Below are 19435 nucleotides of genomic sequence, written 5' to 3' on the forward strand. Positions count from 1 at the left end.
TAATCCATTTAGTTATCTCAGTTGAGATAACGTAACATCAGTTAGCACCAAATTGGTGCGAACAAGGTTTATTCAGCACCAGAGCAACTCAATCAATTTTTATAAAATTAGTTAACACTATGTTTAAATTAGATTTTAACTACTGGTCTAATCCTTGCTTTCTCTTCAAGAATAGCCCCTAGTCTCACTAAACTATTACTCAGTAGTCGACCCGCATGCATTACAGATGTCATCATAATTGATTATCATCAAGGGGAAGTGAGTTGATAAACTGTCCTTGTTGAGAATTGAATGATCCCTTTACACACCTCCATGCGCGGCCTACGTTGTTTTTGCGTCGCTGCTGAATGCTTAAGTTTTAAAGAAACCGCTAAAAGACTGTATCTAACCCCTTCGGCGGTAAGTCATCAGATTAAACAGTTAGAAGAATCTCTAAACCAGAGCTTGTTTATTCGTCAAACCCGCGCGGTGACATTGACCGAAGTGGGCGCACGCTTTTACCAGGCCATCGAGCCGGTCATGCAGCAATTAGTCAACACAGTCAGTGAATTTAACCAGTCAGACAGAATGCTCGAAGTCAGTATTTCAATGCCAGAATTCTTTGCCAGTGAACTGTTTATGCCTAAACTCATTGGTTGGTCATCTAAATATCCCACCATCAATCTTAAGCTCGAAACCATTAAGTCGCGCAGCGATACAATTAAGCACACTGATGTATCCATTATGCTCTCTGGTAAACAACAAACGAATGCCGATGTGTATGATTTATTTCCAATCACTTATATCCCTGCGTGTAATGCACAACTGCATACTGAATTGTCTTCACAAGGTTTTAAAGCATTAACTAAGGTGCCATTAATATTGCATAAAGCTCGACCTTACGCTTGGCATCAATGGGCCGAAAATGTTGGCTTTGATGCATTTCAGCCTAAGCAGATAATTCAACTAGACAGTATGTTCAGTGTCGCCCGCGCTGCAGAACAAGGATTAGGTATTGCACTGATCCCATTACCCATCAGCCAAGCATGGTTCGATAATGGCACCCTTCTACCATTGTTTCCTCATCCACTTTATAGCCATGATCGCTATTACCTCATCCGCCACACCAATGAACAACAGCGACCAGAAGTGCAATTACTGATCGATTGGATCCTCAAAAGTTTCCATGATGAAAGTCATTAATAATTAGAGTGATAATGACTTTATTACACTGTTTATTATCGTTTCAATAGCTGTTCAGCGTATTGCCGAACGTCGTCTGGCACCATATCTTCTGTGAAGGAATAAATATCCGACCGAAGAAAATCCAACATTAATGTGGCACGATATTGAGCAGAATCATTCCAAGCTTCATGTTCAGCAGTATCATCAAATATTAAACATTTACCTTCTTCCCAATAACGGGTTTCGCTGGCAACACGAAGCCTGCAGTCAGGTGGCACCACTAATCCAAGATGTAAACGATATACATTATTGGCCCAACCGACATGTGGTGTTATATGCGTATGGGGGGCTAGTAGCGAAAAACCAGCGAGAGAAATGCCGCCGATGTTTTCAACGAGTTTCGCTGTTTGAGGGCATTTAACGCATGCACCTTCAACACGATTCCCAAGCGCATACAAGCCGAAGACACTCCAGCCTTGACCATGCATTTGTTGTTGAACCCATGGGTCAAACGAGTCATTTGGTAGTGCAAGAAATTCATCTCGAATTATTTCCCAATTAGCTTCAAGCTCTTTCACAAAAGAAAATTTAGAGGCTTCAATAAACATAATCATTAATCCTAAATATACTATTAGCATTATCAGCCACATTTTGGGCTAAAAATCAGTGATCATTGCCAATAGTTTCTGGCCGTCTTTAATTAAGTATCAATTATAATCCTACATGCCCTATCTTATTGATGTAAAGACATTAAAAATCTTAAGCAGTGCAGACGCAGACAGTATAAATAGACTTTGAATCATATCAATATGGCTTACACACTATCAGTATTAAATCCCTTGATACCGTTGAAGACTGTTTATAAAAGAATGTGTAAGTCGTTAAGGTTTCAGGTTCAATGAAAATTGTGGAGGTTAAAGAAAATCGTTGGATGACCATGTCATGAAACACATCGACGTTAATTGCCGCGGCCATTAATTAAACAAAACTATCACACCTCCCCATAAGTGAATTTTTTTAACCCATTAATGCGTTTTTTATCGTTTGTCGACGCTAGTCGTTTTGACTAAAGTTCACCTGTAGCGCGGCGCTACACAAACGTTTAAAGGAGCTACATCATGAAAAAGAGCATCGTTAATGGCCTAATTTGTGCCACATTAGTACTGACAGCATCGACAAGCGTAATGGCTGATGAGCAAGGTCAACAGATCAAAAGTAATGCCTACAAAATGGTATTAGTGGAAGATGTGCCTGGTGTTAACGCATTGCAGTCTGGTGATGTTGAAGCAGGCTTAACCGCTACTTTGTCTGCAAGTAAGTTCGCCGTGGATGACTATTCTCGCAACGTGAACTTATGCGCTGGATATGTGCAATTAGCTGATATGGAAAAAGCCCAAAAAGCCTGTAGTGCAGCCGTGAAAAGTGCTCGTACCCAAGTGGCGATTCCATCAATGACGGTTCGGGCTTATGCCTATAATAATCGTGGTGTAATGAAATTACTGAATAATGACAATTTAGGCGCATTAGCTGATTTTAAATATGCTGCAAAAGTCGATCACAGCGAGATATACCAACATAACGTTAAACGTTTAGAGGCAGCTTTAAACAATGCCCAAAACGGAATGATGTAATTGGACTCTGACCAAGAAACCGTCACGGTTGCCCTTTATCAGTCAACAATAAACCCCATAAAACAAATGAAATAGACAGGTCTATCGAGAAGATAACTGTCTATTTTTTTTACTCAGTGACAAACCTAGCTATAACCTTATTTCGATATGATAGAACCTGGCTAACTTCTATGGGTGATTTATGATGCAACATCAACATTTTTCTGTTTCCGCCCAATGGCGACTATGGCCATCGTGACGAATACTGCAAACAAGCCCCACAATTGTAACCATTTAGGCATTACCGCCGACCAACCAGCTCCTAATTGATTTAACTCGAGCATCCCCATAATCGCTGGAACAGCTGGAATAACTTGAGATGCTAATACCAATGGTTCTGGAATTAATGCAATCGGCCACACAAACCCTGACACAAATAAAATCGGCATCGACACCAGTAAATACAATTGGGTAGGTAATTCTCGACGATTAAATAAACTGCTAAGATAAATACCTAACGATCCCGTGGCTAATAGAAAGGGCAACATAAATAGCCCAACTTCAATCACCGTAGCCACCACGCTTACTTTGTACCAATAAAAACAAAAACCTAAATAGAAACTACTAAATAGCGCGTAAATCATCATAAACACACTTAACCGTGCAAGCACCAAGGTTACTGGACGTACTTGCTGCCAATAACCGGGTTTGCGCCATTGGCCTGCGCCCAAAATACCGGTGCCAATTAATAAGGTTTGATGCAGAATTAATAAAAATAATCCCGGCACCACATACGGTGTGTAACCTAAACTGGGGTTAAACGCTGGAACTGAATTAATATTAATAGAATTAACAGCTTGCTGGGCAAGTTGGGGGTTTTGGCCCCGAGCCAATAAACCAATTAACTGCACTTGTTTACTGGCATCTATACCGGCTGACACTAAGCCTTCTACTACGGCTGAATAAATCAGAAAGTAACTCGCATCGCCGCCGTAACTTAATGTTGCACCCTTGCCTAACAACAAATCGCGTCTAAAGTTAGCCGGAATAACCAGTAAGCCGTGAGCTTTACCTTGATCGATCCACATTTGTGCTTGCTCAATACTGCTTACCTTAGCGAGTATTTTTATCTTAGCACTGGCATCTGCGTGGCGAGTCACCAACCTACTGAGTGACGAATTATCGTGATCTACCACCACGACCTTTTGCTCTGTCGGCACCTGATTCAAATACGGTAACGGATACAGAACCGAGTAAAATAACACTCCACCAAATAGCGTCATCACAATCGCTTTGTCAGCCAATATAGCTTTGCATTCTGCTACGATTAATTGCCAGAAGTTCATCGGTTGACCTCCAGAGTAACCGGGTGACTAACATGACCCTGTGGCGGTATTTTCTGCGCGTGGCGGCCCAGCACATAAAGCAAAGGCAATAACAGTAAAAAGCCCCAATAAGAACTGATTTGAGTCAATACTTGCGGCAAGCCAACACCATAACTGACGACGCTGATATGAGAGTCTATATAGTGACTCGATGGCATCACCAACCGCCACCATTTAGCCAATAAGGGCATATCGTTTACGGGAAAGGTTATTCCCATAAACGCAAATGCTGGAGCAAATAATGCGGTACAGAAACTGACCGTGCGAGCACTGTCACGCATAATCATAAAAATAACCAACACTAACAACCACAATGCCATGAGCATGAATGCCTGTGCCAATAGCAATAACCATAGCGAACCCGACACGGGCAAAGCTAAATAGTGGTATAACCACACTAAAATAAAGCCACTATGAACGAGCATGATCGGACTATAAAATAACACTTTAACCCACACTTTTGGCCAAATGTTTCGGGCTAAATAATAGCGTTCACCTTGAGGAATAAGCTCCGCATTAACACTATTAACAAATACCAACATCGACAGTAATTGCCATAATGCAATCAATATAGGCGGGACTAAAAAACCAACATAGTTATTATTTCGGTTAAATAACGCCGTCGTTTGGTTACTAATAGGCGTTAAGCTCACATCAACGGTGGCTTTATTTGCGCCTTTAAGTAATAGGCTCTCCTTGCCAATTTGCGTTAACCCCTCTGCAAAGCTGAGTTGTAACTGGCTGGATAATAACTTACCTACTAACAAAAATTGGCTGTTATAGCGAATATCAATAGTGGGTTGTTTTGATGTGAGCAAATCTTTTCTGAGCTGGTAAGGTAAAATAACTAGCCCGTATACTTGCGCTTGACGCATAGCTTCAATCGCCGCAGCTTCATTGGCAAATGAACGTGGTGCAATTACGGCATTGGCCGATAATTGCCTTGTTAGCATGCGGCTAATTTGGCTGTTATCTAAGTCAACCACGGCAACAGGGAGCTGCCTTGGCAACCCCGCACTAAATAACCACCAAAGTGCGATCACGCTAATTAGCGGAATATAGCTCACCAAGGCAAGTTGCCATGGTGAATTCCACAACGCTTTACATTCTCGCCTGAATAAATGCCTCATCAGCAAGCCTTATTAATGTTCGGCAAGCTTGTCGGCACGAAACAATACCGACATACCAACTCGTAAATCGACAATCTTTTGCTTAGGTGTCAGTTCAACTTCAAAGGTACGCATATCAAAGTCATGGCCGCTCTCTGTCGAGCGCCAAGTGGCAAAATTACCCATAACACTAACGTGCGAAACGGTAAATTCAACTTGCTGCTGTAGTGCTGGAATATCTAACATGACGGTTTGATCTTGTTTAAATAGCTTCAACAAATCTTCTCGAACTTGTAATACGGCCCACGCATCACTCATATCAATAATGCTTACCACCGGAAAACCACTCGGCGCAAGCTCACCTGCTTGTAATAATACTTCACTCACCTCCGCTTTTTTAGGTGAGCGCATTTGGCTGTCGGCTAAAATGGCATTGACCTCGTTAACCGCACCTTCTGCCATACGAGTTTTTCCTGCGGCTGCGGCTTTAGTTTCAACCCGCGCGCCTTCATTTGCCATTTGATACATAGCGTAAGCTGCTTGCTCGGTATATTTAGCCGCTTGCCATTGGGTATAAGCTTCATCGCGCTTTTGCCGTGCGACAACACCTTCATCAAATAAGTTTTCAATTCGTTGGTAAGTTTTTAGGCTAAGTTCGGTTGCAGCCTTGGCTTTTAACCACTGTTCTTTAGCTGCGGTAACTTGTTGCTGCCTTGCGCCATTTTTAGCTTGTTGCTGCATAGCCGTTGCCGCTTCAAGGCCGCCTTGAGCCTGCAGTAACTTAGCATCTAATTCTGGGCTGCTGATGGCAAACAAAATATCATTCACATTGACTTGGTCGCCTTTGCGAACCAAAACTTGCTCAACTCGGCCAGGAACTTTAGACGAGATATTATATTCGCGAGCTTCTATTTGCCCTTGCAACACTGTCGGTTGAGGCGTAAAAGCTAGCATTACACCGTACCCTAACAATAATATAACTAGCACGAATGCGACCACTGCAATAATCTTGTTAGCCCGCATAAGCAGCCCCTTGAAGTTGAGTTCGGTTAATAAATTCATCTACTTGACCACTAATGGCCATCACTTTGGCATAGGCTTGCATATAACGATATTTTGCACCTAATTGCTGAGTTTTCACTGCAGTTAAGCTCAACTCGGCATCAATTCGGTCAATTGAAGTGGATAAGCCTTGGTTAAAGGACAACTCTCGCAATCGTAAATTCTCGGTCGCCAATGCTAATGACACATCCAGCGCATCCGCTTCTTCTTTAGCTTGCAGCATTTGCCGATAACTCTGATCAATCAACAAACTTAAATCTTGTTTGGTTTGTGCTTTGGTGTAACGCGCTTGCAGTAAAGCACTTTTCGCCGCGAGCACTTTTCCACTGCGACCATCACGGCTAATAAGCGGTATGCTCATACCAACACCCACCATCCAGTCCGGCTCTACTTGAGAAAATAAGCTGTCATCTTCATACAAGGTGTAGTTGCCGTATAAATACACAGTGGGGTAGTAACTGCCCTTTTCTAAGTCGACTAAACCATTAGCTTGAGCTTCTTTAGCTTCGAGTAGTTTTAACGCCGGATGCTGAGTTAATGTCAGCTGGCTAAGGCGGGGCAATGAAGGTTGTTGTTCGAGTAAAAACAGTGCCGAAATAGGATCGACCGACGGTATATGTAACATTCTCGCTAGCGCAATTTCGGTCATTTCGTATTGACGCTTGGTTTTGCCCCAGTTGACTTTGGCATTTTCTAATGCGACCTGGGCATTTAAGCGTTCAACTTTGGCTATTTGGCCTTGTTGTTCTAATTTTTGGGCATGACTCACATGCAAAGTCAACGAGTCCACCAGCTGCTTTTGGGTATCTACTAAGGTTTTTGTCACCGATACTGCGTAGTAGCGATCAACTAACTGAAGAAATAACTCACGCTGAGCTAGGGCAAACTCTTGTTCTCTCTCTGAAACTTGGGCAGCATGTATTCCTTGGGCTGCAGTAATTTTACCACCGGTATAAATGGGCCACATGGCTTGTAAACTGGCACGAAACACATCTTGTTCGGTAAAAGGAGTGACAAAGAGAGAGCCTGGGATTTCAGCTAATGCACTACTAAGAGCTGCTGGTAATGTACTTGTGTCGAGAGTCGCTAATGGATTTAAGTCACGTAAATCAAGTTCGATAGGTTTTTCGAGGCGAGTATAGCTGCCAGCAATATTAAGCGATGGGTAATTTAACGCATCACCAGCATCCTCTTCCGCTTTGGCGCGGTTGACTAGCTGAGCTTTAGCTTGAAGCTGATCACTCACTTGCGCCAATTGCTGCCAAGCATGACTAAAGGTAACGGGTTCAGCAAAAACACTAAGATGGACAAATAAAACACTGAAACACAGAGTAAAGTTCACTCGTCTGCGACAATATGTACTGATATGACGTTGTGCAACCATAAACACCTCTAGAGTTAATACTCTAATTCCTTGATGAATTATAACGTAATTCCGTTATTATCACAGCCACTAGATCATAACGTGCATATTCACTCACATAAGATAGTGATCACAGTGTAGATCACCATAACTCACTGAGCATAAACACTCAGTGAGTGACCAACACAGTAAAAGTTAGTGTTAAGCGGTACCACCAACCGTTAGGCGATCAATTTTTAGAGTAGGCTGACCCACACCAACGGGCACGCTTTGTCCGTCTTTACCGCACACGCCAACACCTTTATCTAAGGCTAAGTCATTACCTACCATTGAAATGAGTCCCATAGCTTCAGGGCCATTACCAATTAAGGTCGCGCCTTTAATCGCCTGAGTCACTTCACCGTCTTCAATCAAATAGGCTTCAGAAGCCGAGAACACAAACTTACCTGAAGTAATGTCGACCTGTCCGCCACCAAAGTTAGGCGCGTAAATGCCTTTTTTAACCGACTTAATAATGTCGGCTGGATTTGACTCACCTGCATTCATATAGGTATTGGTCATGCGCGGCATAGGTAAATGCGCATAAGATTCACGGCGACCGTTACCTGTAGGCTCTTGCCCCATTAAGCGGGCATTTAACTTGTCTTGCATGTAACCTTTTAAAATACCGTTCTCAATTAAGGTGGTTTTTTGGCTTGGCACGCCTTCATCATCGATGCTCAATGACCCGCGACGATTTTCTAAGGTGCCGTCATCCACGATGGTCACTAAGGTAGACGCCACCTGCTGGCCCATTTTACCGCTAAATGCACTGCTGCCTTTACGGTTAAAGTCGCCTTCTAAGCCATGGCCAACTGCCTCATGCAATAAAACACCAGGCCAACCATTACCTAACACCACGGTCATTTCACCGGCAGGTGCATCAATAGCGTGTACATTAACTTGAGCTTGGCGTACCGCTTCGCGGGCAAACTCAAAACTCTGTGGTAAGCCAGCTTCATCGGTGGCTAAAAAGGCGCTGTAATCGTGACGACCACCGCCACCAGCACTGCCACGTTCGCGCTTACCTTTGTCTTCTAAGATAACACTACAGTTAAAGCGCACTAATGGACGAATATCTGCTGCTAATGTGCCGTCACTGGCGGCTATCAATATTTCTTCATGTACGCCCGATAAACTTACGACGACTTGAATAATACGGCTGTCGAGGCTACGAATATAAGCATCGGCTTGCTTTAATAAATCGATTTTCTTCACTTCGTCCATAGCCGCTATTGGGTCAGCACTGTCATACAATTTATGGGCTGTTTGGCGCTTAAAAGCTTGTACTTTATGTTGCTCACCAGCACTGGCAATTCCGCGAGCAGCTTTTGCTGCTGCATCTAAAGCTGCTGGGGTGATTTCGTCAGCATAAGCAAAACCGGTTTTTTCGCCGGTAATAGCGCGCACACCTACTCCACGTTCAATGTGAAAGCTGCCTTCTTTTACAATGCCATCTTCTAATACCCAAGACTCATGACGACAAGCTTGGAAATACAGGTCTGAAAAATCGATATTGTGTTGATGAATGGTATTTAAGTAACCTTGCAGTCCATCTAAGGTTAATCCATCTTGCAATAAACTCTGCTCTACTTGGGTTAAAAATGGCATTAAAACTCTCTTTTTTAATTGGTAACGCGTACTGCGAATTTGGTTTCTGTCAGGCTCGTTCAGTGTTATTTCAACCAGTATTATTTAAGCCAGTATTATTTAAACCAGTGTTATTTAAACCAGTGTTATTTCAACTGCGGTTCTATAAATCGATTATGGCCTATCACTGGCATTTGTTGACGAATACGCCGTAGTTCCGTTAAATCGACTTTAGCTTGTACCCAGCCGCATTCAGTGGCTTGCTCTGCAATCACTCGGCCCCATGGGTCGACGATCATACTGTGACCCCATGTTTCTCGACTGCCCTGGTTATGTTGTCCCCATTGGCCCGCCCCCAACAAATAACATTGAGTTTCAATGGCTCGGGCTTGTAATAACACCTGCCAATGCGCTTCACCAGTGACTTTGGTAAAAGCAGAAGGTAACGCAATATAGTCTGCTCCCGCTAAACGCAACGCTCGAAACATATCGCCAAAACGGATATCGTAACAAACGGCTAAGCCGACTTTGCCAAAAGGGGTGTCTATAACACAAATGCTATCACCGGGATGAAAGGTATCACTTTCACGATAAGTCTTGGTGCCATCTGCCACCTCAACATCGAATAAATGCAGTTTATCGTAATGACCTAGGGTGACGCCATGATCATCAAAAAAATAACAGCGGCTAAAGACTCTACCATCATCAGCACGCATGGGAATGGTGCCGGCAATAAAATACACTTGGTATTGTTTTGCCATTGCAGCTAATGCATCTTTAAGCTCACTTTGATGCTCGTTGCCAGCATGTTCAAGTTGCTGGCTTTCATGGCCACCAAACAATAAACAACACTCGGGCAACACCACTAATTGCGCTTCATCGGCCTCGCGGGGTAAGTCTTTAAGCTGCGAGTCGACAAACGCGAGATTGGCTTTGACATCGCGACTGCTTTGACATTGTAATAAGCTGATTTGCATTTCTCACTCCTGGTAGCATAACGACATTAGTTGCTGGCTCGGCTAAAGTTTTGCGCATTCGATCAACTTCAGTGTCAGTCGCTGACGGTTGATTTACATCAGATAAACTATCGATACCAGGCATAAGTTGCGTGGATGGCGAACTTCTTGGTAGCGATTTATCTTCCGCTTCACGAGCGTTATCGCCACGCTGAACATCTGCCTCAACGTTATTTTCTGCTTTACTGTCTATGTTAGCTTTAGTTTCTACGTTAGCTGTAGTATCTAAGTTAGCTTTGGCTTTAGTTCCAATAGTCGTCTCTACACTGGTCTCGTCCGCTTGCGGTAAAATTGCTTTAGGTATTTCGATTTCTTTACTCTTACGCTCAAGCTCTTCTAGCTGCGGGTTGTCCATGGTACCGGTGACTCGGAAACGAATTTCAGAGATAACTTCAATAACCGGTTCTAACACTTTCGTTAGGGCAAACGCGCCTAAACCGAGGGTCCATGCACTCGTACTCAATAACACCACGGTTGGCACACTTGACGCAAGTTGCGGCACAAAACGAATGTCATAATTTAAGCTTTGGGTGGTTAAGTCGGTGTAGCCTCTTACTCGCATATTACCAGCAATAGCATCCATTTCAGAATCAGTGGTTTTAACCACTCCATTATCAATCGTCAAGTTACCGTTAAATGTATTGAAATATAAACCTTCGCCAAACACGTCCGAAAAATCTAACGATAATTTGCGCAACAACGAATCTAAACTAAATAACGAAAACACTCGGGCGCCTTTATCACTAATTTCCGATAAATGACCTTTGCCCAAATCAAACTTAAGTTGGCCATTTAAGGTGTCGAGGGCGAAGTGATAAGGTGCGCCTTGCCAAGATAACTGACCAGATAGGTCCAGTGGTGCATCTTGCAATCCCGGGTTTATTTTTAACATCGTCGATAAGTCATCAAACTTGTCAGCCTGTAAATTAACCTCAAACAGGGTTTTATCGATACCATTTTCAACAGACCATAAACCGTTGGCCTGTAATGCTACCGTCGGTTTTGTGATGGAAACAGTTTGAAATTGGTAGCCTTGTTTATGTGGTAAGCCTTGCAGCACTAAGTGACCTAGTGATAAATCATTAACGCTAAAGTCATCAACATCTACAGCTAAAGTGGGCAGATTCTCTAGCATCGACGTTGGCGCTAACTCAACGGTTTCAGGGCCACTCACTACCGGGAATAAATGCAGCTTTTTCGCGACCACTTTGATGCCTTGATCGCGCCAGTTAGGATAAAAATCGATACGTCCCTCAAACTGCTGCGAATCAGCGTCAACTCGCCACACATGTTCAGTGGGTTGAGCATCAAAATGCAATTTATCAAATGATTGCCCCAATACATTTAATTGAGCGATGTTGGCATGAATACCGACTAATTTAGGGAATGCGGGGGCTGTAGCTTCAATCGAAGAGGTGGCATTATGTTGTGCTGTAGCGCCAGGTAGCTCTGCAGCCGTTAAGATACGGTCGCGTACCGATGAGGTGATCACTTCAGGTTCTGCGGTGGCACTAAAGCGATTGATGAGCGGGAGCCACTGCGCTAAGTCGACTTTTGGCAAGTCTAAATGTAGATGTCCTTGTTGCTTATTTAAGTTATCACCTAGTCTAAAGTGGCGACCAATCATGACATCATAATAGGCAAGCTGACTGCCACTATCAGCATTAAATCCACCCCAAAACTCCAGATCATTGCCCAGTTTAATGCTCAATGATGATTGTTTGTTATCGCCAATAAGATCCGCACTTAGCTTTCTGGGCTCGTCTGCAGATTTTTGATAAGGCATCGGTAAATCCAATGACGTACCGATAAGATCGGAATTAGCAGAGACTTGTAAGCTGTAACCACTGGGGTCAAAAATCATGGTTAGCCCGCCGTTCCAGTCTAGCTGCCCATGGTACGTTTCCGTCATTGGGTTATGTAAACTGGCAGGCAGAGCATCAAGATCCCATTTGCCACGCATATCGACATTCAATGCTAAATTGCTGTTGTGTTTACCGGTCTTTACGCTAAACGTTAACGGCTGTTGAAATAATCTGGCCTTAATATTCTTACCTTCAATCAATTGATTTACAAAGCTCACTTGCCCTGACACAGCCTGTAAATCTAAACCAGGCGAGTTAATAAACACTGGGTTATTATCAAGTGTGACTTGGCCTTTAATCAATTGCTCACCCCCTTTATATAAGGGAATGGAAAGATCTAATGTGGTATTAATATTTCGCTGAATTTGCACCACATCTAACGTTGCCCCAACAGAACCCCGCAATGAAGAGGCATTAATCACTTTGGTGGCGGCTTGTGCATCGGTGGTGATATCTGCTTCTACTCTTAATAAAGATTCTTTACTAAGATGTGGAATAGAAACTCGCGCACCGTCCACCACCACGTTATCGAGTTTGCCCTGATCAATATGCAAATCCATCATGTCATTTTCAAATAATGCGGAAAGCGTGAGCGAGCTAACGGCAGGCCAATTTGGTTGGAATTTAAAGATGCCGCTATCAAGGGTAAAGCCAGCTTGAAATACTCCACTGCTATCTTGATAAGGATAATCGCCTAATGCACCATGCCAAACGACTTGTGCATCGTTTATATTCCCAGCCACTAAACCGTCATTTAGGTAGTTGATTAAATTGGGGCTCATCGCCATTAATGGAAAATACCGCCCAAGATGAGAGACATCATTAATAGTGACATGAGCAGCTAAACCCATATGTGTCTGCTGGGAAAACTCAAGATTCAAACCTGCTTGCAGGGCAATATCATCATTAATAAATTCAATATTAGGTACTGTTAAGCGTTGTTGTTCGACATTATAACGCCCCATAATTGGGCTGCCGCGCAGCACAATTGGTTGACCAAAATCACCGCTAAAATCGAGCGTATACTCCTGCTCTGGCAAGGCAAACTCGAGTTGATTATTGGCCCAGGTTAATTGAGCATCAATAGGGCTAATACCAGGCACTGACAGATAAGGTTGCCACTGTAATTGCTGTAACTCGACCTTGGCGATAAAGGGTTTGTCGTCCGGTTTATACAGCCTAATCGGCCCAATTAGCCCTTGAGGGTTGAGTTGTTGCCAAATATTCACTTGCTGCTTACCCAAATCGGGCACTAGCGGCAACATTGGGGTTAAGTTCGCTGGAATAATCTGGTTAGCGTAACCAAAAAAGTCACCCTCGCGAGTGCCAATTGCCAATGTCAATGATGGCCAAGTTTGATCATTGGTCGATAAATCTAAATCGTGGCTGTCTATTTTCCAACCATCGGGTTGTAGAGTCCATAGCAATGAACCTGAGTTAATTGCAAATTTTTGCTGGGTGTCTGCATCGTGCCATTGTAACCAGCTGGGTTTAAAAACCAATATGCCATCACGAATTTGACGATGAGCAAATGTCATCCACGCATCGAGGTTTATCACGCCTTGAAATTCAATATTATCAGTGTTTGTTTGAGCGGTATGCTGCCTTGACGCCCATTCACCTAGGTCTAATGAGTCTGCGGTAACATAAAGCTGGCCTGCTACAGTATCGGGTTGATAACCATCCCCTGTAAGGTCAATGCGTAATGTTAATTGCTCTTGCTCCGACTTAAGCTGATCGACGTGGATAATACCTTGCGCTTGGTGACGATTAGCCGTGTTTTGCCATAGCAGATTATCGATAAAAATCGGCTGATAAGCATGTTGTTTACTCACCAGTTGTAAAGACGCGTCGGTAATTGAAAAATGTCCCAGCTGTTCTAGTAACAGACCATATAACCAATCAAGATTAGCTTTATCGCCCACTGTAGCCTGGTCATCACTAGCCGCTAACTCATCAAGATTTAACGCCACTTTAACGCCATCAAATACTACCGTTTCAATCTGTGGGCTCAAGGTGAAAAGCGATTGCCAAAAATCGAGTTTGATATGCACATTTTCGCTGATAACGGTAATCGGTAAGTTATCTTGTGGCGGTAAGACTAAATTATTAACGGTAAGTGCTGGCCCAAAAGCTTGCCATTCTGCACTCAGTTTATCCATCTGCACATGCAATTGGTATTCACTTTCAAGATAATGGATTAACTCAGTACGTACTTCAGGAATATGGGGCAATAAACCACGAATAAGGCTCACAACCAGTGCAAAAAGCACCAGCGCGATAGCCAAAATTTGCCAACATAATCTGTTGATAGTTACTGCCTGAGTTGTCGACACTACATCATCACCACATCATATTTACTTTGAATGTATAACGGTTCATTTTGCAAACGAATACGCTTACCAATGTAGACTTCTAATTCTGCCAGCAAATGCGATTCATCACCACTAAAGCTCATATACACCGCCGGCGAGCAATACAGTAAAAACTCATCGGCTTTGTATGCTCGGTCTAAACGGATAATCTCTCGAAAAATTTCATAAGACACGGTTTCAATCGTTTTCATGGTGCCGGTGCCTTTACAGGAAGGGCATTCACCACACACCACATGCTCTAAACTTTCGCGAGTACGTTTACGGGTCATTTCCACTAAACCTAAGCCCGAAAAACCACTGACACTGGTTTTAACGCGATCTAACGCCAATGCTGCATTTAAGCTTTCTAGCACCCGCGCTTGGTGTTCCTTACTTAGCATATCGATAAAGTCGATAATGATAATCCCACCCAAATTGCGTAACCGTAGTTGCCTTGCAATTGCTTGAGTGGCTTCAAGATTAGTATTGAAAATGGTTTCTTCTAAGTTGCGATGGCCAACAAATGCGCCGGTATTGATGTCGACGGTAGTCATGGCTTCAGTTTGGTCAATAATTAAATAACCACCAGACTTAAGCTCAACTTTACGGCCCAAAGCCCGTTGAACTTCGTTTTCAACATCATACAATTCAAAGATAGGTGCGGGGCCGGCATAATGTTCAATTTTATCCGCAATTTCAGGCATAAACTCTTGCACAAACTGTTGCAGCTCTGCATAAGTTCGACGCGAATCGACTTGAATATGGTCAAGTTCGGTTCCGACAAAATCACGAATGATCCGCACTGGTAAGGCTAAGTCTTGATACAGTAAGGTGACGCCTTTACGCTTACGACGCTCGCTGACTTTAGCCCACACCCGGCGTAAAAAGGCCGCATCTTGAGCAAGTTCATCTTCACCCACATTTTCAGCCGCGGTACGAATAATAAAGCCGCCGTCATCATCAACATAAGGAAGAGTAATATTTTTAAGGCGTTGACGTTCGTCTTCAAGCTCAATACGTTGCGATACGCCAACATGACTAGAACCAGGCATAAAGACTAAATAACGTGAGGGTAAGGTAATGTCAGTCGTAAGGCGGGCGCCTTTGGTACCGAGTGGGTCTTTGACCACTTGCACCATAATGTCTTGCCCTTGACGCACGAGCTCAGCAATATCACGCACCACAAAGTTGCCTTTTTCGACATCGGCAACACATTCGGTATGAGGAACAATATCTGAGGCATGTAAGAAAGCAGCTTTATCTAAGCCAATATCAACAAACGCGGCTTGCATACCTGGGAGGACACGGCTGATTTTACCTTTGTAAATATTGCCGACCAAACCTCGCTTCATGCGACGTTCAATATGCACCTCTTGTAAAACACCATGCTCGACTAATGCAACACGCGCTTCTGTTGGCGTGACATTGATAAGTAATTCTGTGCCTTTTTTACGTTGTGCTTTTATGTTCATAAGCCACCAGTATTCGGGTCATGCTCCAATCGTAATATTGACAGCAGTTGTACCACCGTAGATGACCGATTAAAGCAAAGGTTAAGTTTGCTGCATCATGCAGGCTAATAATTCACGTGTTTCGACTAACGGCAAACCAACCACTGCAGAGTAACTGCCAGTAATCGATTTAACAAAACAACCACCCAGAGCTTGTATACCGTAAGCACCGGCTTTGTCCATCGGTTCACCTGAGGCAACATAAGCATCTATGTCTGCTGCAGACAATTCACAAAAACTCACTTGGGTACGGCATAGTCGGTTAAAGGTGTGTTCACCGTCTGTTAACGCTACCGCGGTCATCACTTCGTGAGTTTGACCGGATAATAATGCCAGCATACGTTTGGCATCATTTAAATCTGTTGGTTTACCTAATATCAGGCCATTTAACACCACTATCGTATCTGAACCCAGAACTTGAGGCTTAACCACATGACCGCTAAGCGCTAGACCCGCTTGGGCTTTTTCAAGTGCGAGACGACAGACATATTGCTCTGCCGTTTCAGTCAACAAAGGTGTTTCATCAATGTTGGGTGCGACAAGCTGAAACGAAAAATCGAGATGACTAAATCCCGCTTGCGCCAATAATTCTTTTCTTCTTGGTGATGTTGAAGCCAGTACCCATGCCATCGGTTATTTACCCTAATTAGTGTACATTAAAATCATACTCACTTTAGTGCGTAAGGATTAACGTACTTTATAATGGCGGCGCATATTGCGTAACACCCAAAACACCCACCACCAAATAAATAAACTCGAAATAGCGGGTAAAAACATGTCCACATTAAATGGGGCTGCGCCTACAACAACAAACTGCACCCAAAATATCACTGCATGATAAATACAAATAAAACAAGCAACTAGTAACGACTGTTGCCAGCGAGGATAGTTACGTAACTGTTGGCACAACAACACCACAATATAAATCACTAATGATAATGCTAATGAACGGATCCCTAGATGAGCGCCCAACAACACATCAAGCATCACCCCTAACAACCACGCAGTGAGAATACTGTAACGATGCGGTAGCGCCATGGCCCAATACATCATCACCATCAATAGCCAATCCGGTCGCCAGGCTTCTACCATTTTTGGCAACGGCATAATCTGAAACATCATCCCGATGAATAAGGTCAGCCATACCACTAAGCGACCATTTGCAATATGTGCGCTCATTGGTTTACCTCGCTTGTTACTGGTGTAGTGGTTGTTTCTACGGGTTGAGGTTGGGGCGCTGAAGAATTTGCAGTGGCAGCGGCTTTATCTGCCGCTTCTTTTATTAACTCTTGTACGTCATTAGGCAGCGTAAACGGTTTGGTTTCATCAGGCCAAATCAGTAACACGTATCGAATACGATCTAGCGCTGCCAAAGGCTGAGCATAAATTACGGCATAACTCTGGCCATCATCACGCGACACGCTAATAACGCGCGCGACAGGATACCCTTCAGGAAAACGATTACCCAGCCCTGAAGTGACTAATAAATCACCCACTATAATGTCAGTGCTTTTCGCCACATGACGTAGTTCAATTTGATCAATATCACCCATGCCATTCGCAATGGCCCGCACATCGTTACGGGTAACACGTACCGGAATACCATGAGTGGTATCTGACACCATCAATACTCGACTGGTAAACTCACTAACCTCCACCACCTGTCCCACAACGCCCTGGGCGTCAACCACAGGTTGACCAACATAAATGCCGGTTTGTGAACCATGATTTAATACCACAAATTGACGAAATGGGTCACTGGCAACTTCCATCACTTCAGCCACCATTTTACGAGAATCCATGTGCACAGGCGAACCGAGTAATGCACGTAAACGCTCATTTTCTTGGCGAACATGCTCAAAACGTTGTAAACGTTCTGACATAACCAGTTGTTGGCGTAACAGTTCTTTGTTTTGCAGTTCAAGCATATTGCGGGTGGCAAAAGCCTCGGCTGACCAGTCGAGCATCACCCCTGGTACATTGGCTAAATACTGTAGAGGACTTAATACTGAGGATAAAGATTGGCGTATTGGATCAAGGCGATTATTGGTCATAAGTAATGCCACCGACAAAATAATTGCCAGTGTCAATCTAAATTGACTCGAGACGCCACGAACGAAAATTGGTTTCATAAATTGTTCGCAACTTTGTTAACCCATAAAATGCCATTAACAAAGCCGCTCAGCAGTTGATAATTAGTTCTCTTCAGAGAACAAATCACCACCGTGCATATCAATCATTTCAAGAGCTTTACCACCACCACGAGCAACACAGGTCAGTGGATCGTCTGCGACCATAACTGGAATACCGGTTTCTTGCATTAATAAACGGTCTAGGTCACGAAGTAATGCACCACCGCCAGTTAATACCATGCCGCGCTCAGAAATATCTGACGCTAGCTCCGGTGGTGATTGCTCAAGGGCAACCATTACCGCGCTCACAATGCCAGATAATGGCTCTTGTAATGCTTCTAAGATTTCATTGCTGTTTAAGGTGAAACTTCTTGGTACACCTTCAGCAAGGTTACGACCGCGCACTTCAATTTCAAGTACTTCGTCACCAGGGTATGCGGTACCAATAGTATGTTTAATACGCTCAGCTGTTGCTTCACCAATTAAACTACCGTAGTTACGGCGAACATAATTGATAATGGCATCGTCAAACTTATCTCCACCGATACGCACTGATGAAGAATACACCACGCCATTCAATGAAATAATCGCCACTTCGGTCGTACCACCACCAATATCGACAACCATAGAACCGGTCGCTTCAGATACTGGTAAACCCGCACCAATCGCAGCAGCCATTGGCTCTTCGATTAGATAAACTTCACGAGCACCAGCGCCCATCGCTGATTCGCGAATAGCACGGCGTTCAACTTGAGTCGCGCCTACCGGAACACACACGAGTACGCGAGGACTAGGACGGAAGAAACTGTTGTTGTGCACTTGTTTGATAAAGTGCTGAAGCATTTTTTCGGTAACATAAAAATCGGCAATTACGCCGTCTTTCATTGGACGAATAGCTTGAATATTACCAGGCGTTCTGCCTAGCATTTGTTTTGCCTCTCTACCGACTGCAGCAACTGACTTTGGTCCATTGCTATTGCGTTCGCCGCGAATGGCAACCACTGAGGGTTCGTTCAACACGATGCCTTCATCGCGAACATAAATAAGAGTATTTGCCGTACCTAAATCGATGGATAGGTCGTTAGAAAAAATGCCGCGCAGCTTTTTGAACATGTATCAGGCCTGTATTCTGTGAAATCAGAAGAAGAAAAATCAGCTAACTTTATCAATGACACCCCCATTCTACAAGACCGAACAGGTTAACAATTGCTAATCTGACGTTTTTTTTTGTAAAA

General features: G+C 43.6%; 15 protein-coding genes. 2 read left to right on the forward strand and 13 right to left on the reverse strand.

What is annotated here, in order from left to right; all coding sequences use genetic code 11:
• Nucleotides 1-291: 291 nt before the first annotated feature.
• A complete protein-coding gene (locus AAEY99_RS07135) occupies nt 292-1182 on the forward strand; it encodes a LysR substrate-binding domain-containing protein (RefSeq protein ID WP_351009806.1) in 891 nt (296 codons plus the stop codon).
• A 35-nt stretch (nt 1183-1217) separates the two neighbouring features.
• Here the strand turns inward: AAEY99_RS07135 and AAEY99_RS07140 are convergent, their stop codons facing one another.
• Entirely contained in the window at nt 1218-1802 is a 585-nt protein-coding gene (locus AAEY99_RS07140) for an aspartyl/asparaginyl beta-hydroxylase domain-containing protein (RefSeq protein ID WP_351009808.1), read from the reverse strand.
• Between the two features lie 480 nt (nt 1803-2282).
• Here AAEY99_RS07140 and AAEY99_RS07145 point away from each other — a divergent pair, with 480 nt between their 5' ends.
• Nucleotides 2283-2795: a tetratricopeptide repeat protein gene (locus tag AAEY99_RS07145; RefSeq protein WP_101087675.1), complete on the forward strand. Its 513-nt coding sequence runs from the start codon at nt 2283-2285 to the stop codon at nt 2793-2795.
• A 179-nt stretch (nt 2796-2974) separates the two neighbouring features.
• Here the strand turns inward: AAEY99_RS07145 and AAEY99_RS07150 are convergent, their stop codons facing one another.
• The 12 genes from AAEY99_RS07150 to AAEY99_RS07205 form a co-directional block, all read right to left on the reverse strand.
• Nucleotides 2975-4120, reverse strand: coding sequence for an ABC transporter permease (locus AAEY99_RS07150; RefSeq protein WP_182744114.1), 1146 nt, complete (start codon nt 4118-4120; stop codon nt 2975-2977).
• Nucleotides 4117-5289, reverse strand: a complete 1173-nt coding sequence (locus tag AAEY99_RS07155) for an ABC transporter permease (RefSeq protein WP_162024052.1) — start codon at nt 5287-5289, stop codon at nt 4117-4119. The genes AAEY99_RS07150 and AAEY99_RS07155 overlap by 4 nt, the downstream gene beginning before the upstream one ends.
• Before the next feature lie 12 nt (nt 5290-5301).
• A complete protein-coding gene (locus AAEY99_RS07160) occupies nt 5302-6291 on the reverse strand; it encodes an HlyD family secretion protein (RefSeq protein ID WP_101087678.1) in 990 nt (329 codons plus the stop codon).
• Nucleotides 6281-7714 carry a TolC family protein gene (locus AAEY99_RS07165; RefSeq protein ID WP_101087679.1) on the reverse strand — a complete coding sequence of 478 codons (1434 nt, stop codon included), beginning with the start codon at nt 7712-7714 and terminating at the stop codon, nt 6281-6283. The genes AAEY99_RS07160 and AAEY99_RS07165 overlap by 11 nt, the downstream gene beginning before the upstream one ends.
• A 180-nt stretch (nt 7715-7894) precedes the next feature.
• A complete protein-coding gene (tldD, locus tag AAEY99_RS07170) occupies nt 7895-9343 on the reverse strand; it encodes a metalloprotease TldD (protein ID WP_101087680.1) in 1449 nt (482 codons plus the stop codon).
• Between the two features lie 125 nt (nt 9344-9468).
• Nucleotides 9469-10299, reverse strand: a complete 831-nt coding sequence (locus AAEY99_RS07175) for a carbon-nitrogen hydrolase family protein (RefSeq protein ID WP_101087681.1) — start codon at nt 10297-10299, stop codon at nt 9469-9471.
• Nucleotides 10223-14539 carry a YhdP family protein gene (locus AAEY99_RS07180; RefSeq protein WP_351009812.1) on the reverse strand — a complete coding sequence of 1439 codons (4317 nt, stop codon included), beginning with the start codon at nt 14537-14539 and terminating at the stop codon, nt 10223-10225. The genes AAEY99_RS07175 and AAEY99_RS07180 overlap by 77 nt, the downstream gene beginning before the upstream one ends.
• Nucleotides 14539-16029 (reverse strand): ribonuclease G, encoded by a 1491-nt coding sequence (gene rng / locus AAEY99_RS07185; RefSeq protein ID WP_059747760.1) that lies wholly within the window; start codon nt 16027-16029, stop codon nt 14539-14541. The genes AAEY99_RS07180 and rng overlap by 1 nt, the downstream gene beginning before the upstream one ends.
• Nucleotides 16030-16110: 81 nt before the next feature.
• On the reverse strand, nt 16111-16698 hold the full coding sequence (locus AAEY99_RS07190; protein WP_350998590.1) for a Maf family protein: 588 nt from the start codon (nt 16696-16698) through the stop codon (nt 16111-16113).
• 57 nt (nt 16699-16755) lie between these two features.
• Nucleotides 16756-17247 (reverse strand): rod shape-determining protein MreD, encoded by a 492-nt coding sequence (mreD, locus tag AAEY99_RS07195; protein ID WP_011639151.1) that lies wholly within the window; start codon nt 17245-17247, stop codon nt 16756-16758.
• Complete coding sequence (mreC, locus tag AAEY99_RS07200) at nt 17244-18200, reverse strand: rod shape-determining protein MreC (protein ID WP_101087684.1); 957 nt, start codon at nt 18198-18200, stop codon at nt 17244-17246. Before mreC ends, mreD begins: the two co-directional genes overlap by 4 nt.
• 63 nt (nt 18201-18263) lie before the next feature.
• Entirely contained in the window at nt 18264-19313 is a 1050-nt protein-coding gene (locus AAEY99_RS07205; RefSeq protein ID WP_011639153.1) for a rod shape-determining protein, read from the reverse strand.
• Between the last annotated feature and the right edge of the window lie 122 nt (nt 19314-19435).

Origin of the sequence: Shewanella sp. S1-58-MNA-CIBAN-0166 (assembly GCF_040310085.1) — a bacterium.
Taxonomy (GTDB): Bacteria; Pseudomonadota; Gammaproteobacteria; order Enterobacterales; family Shewanellaceae; genus Shewanella.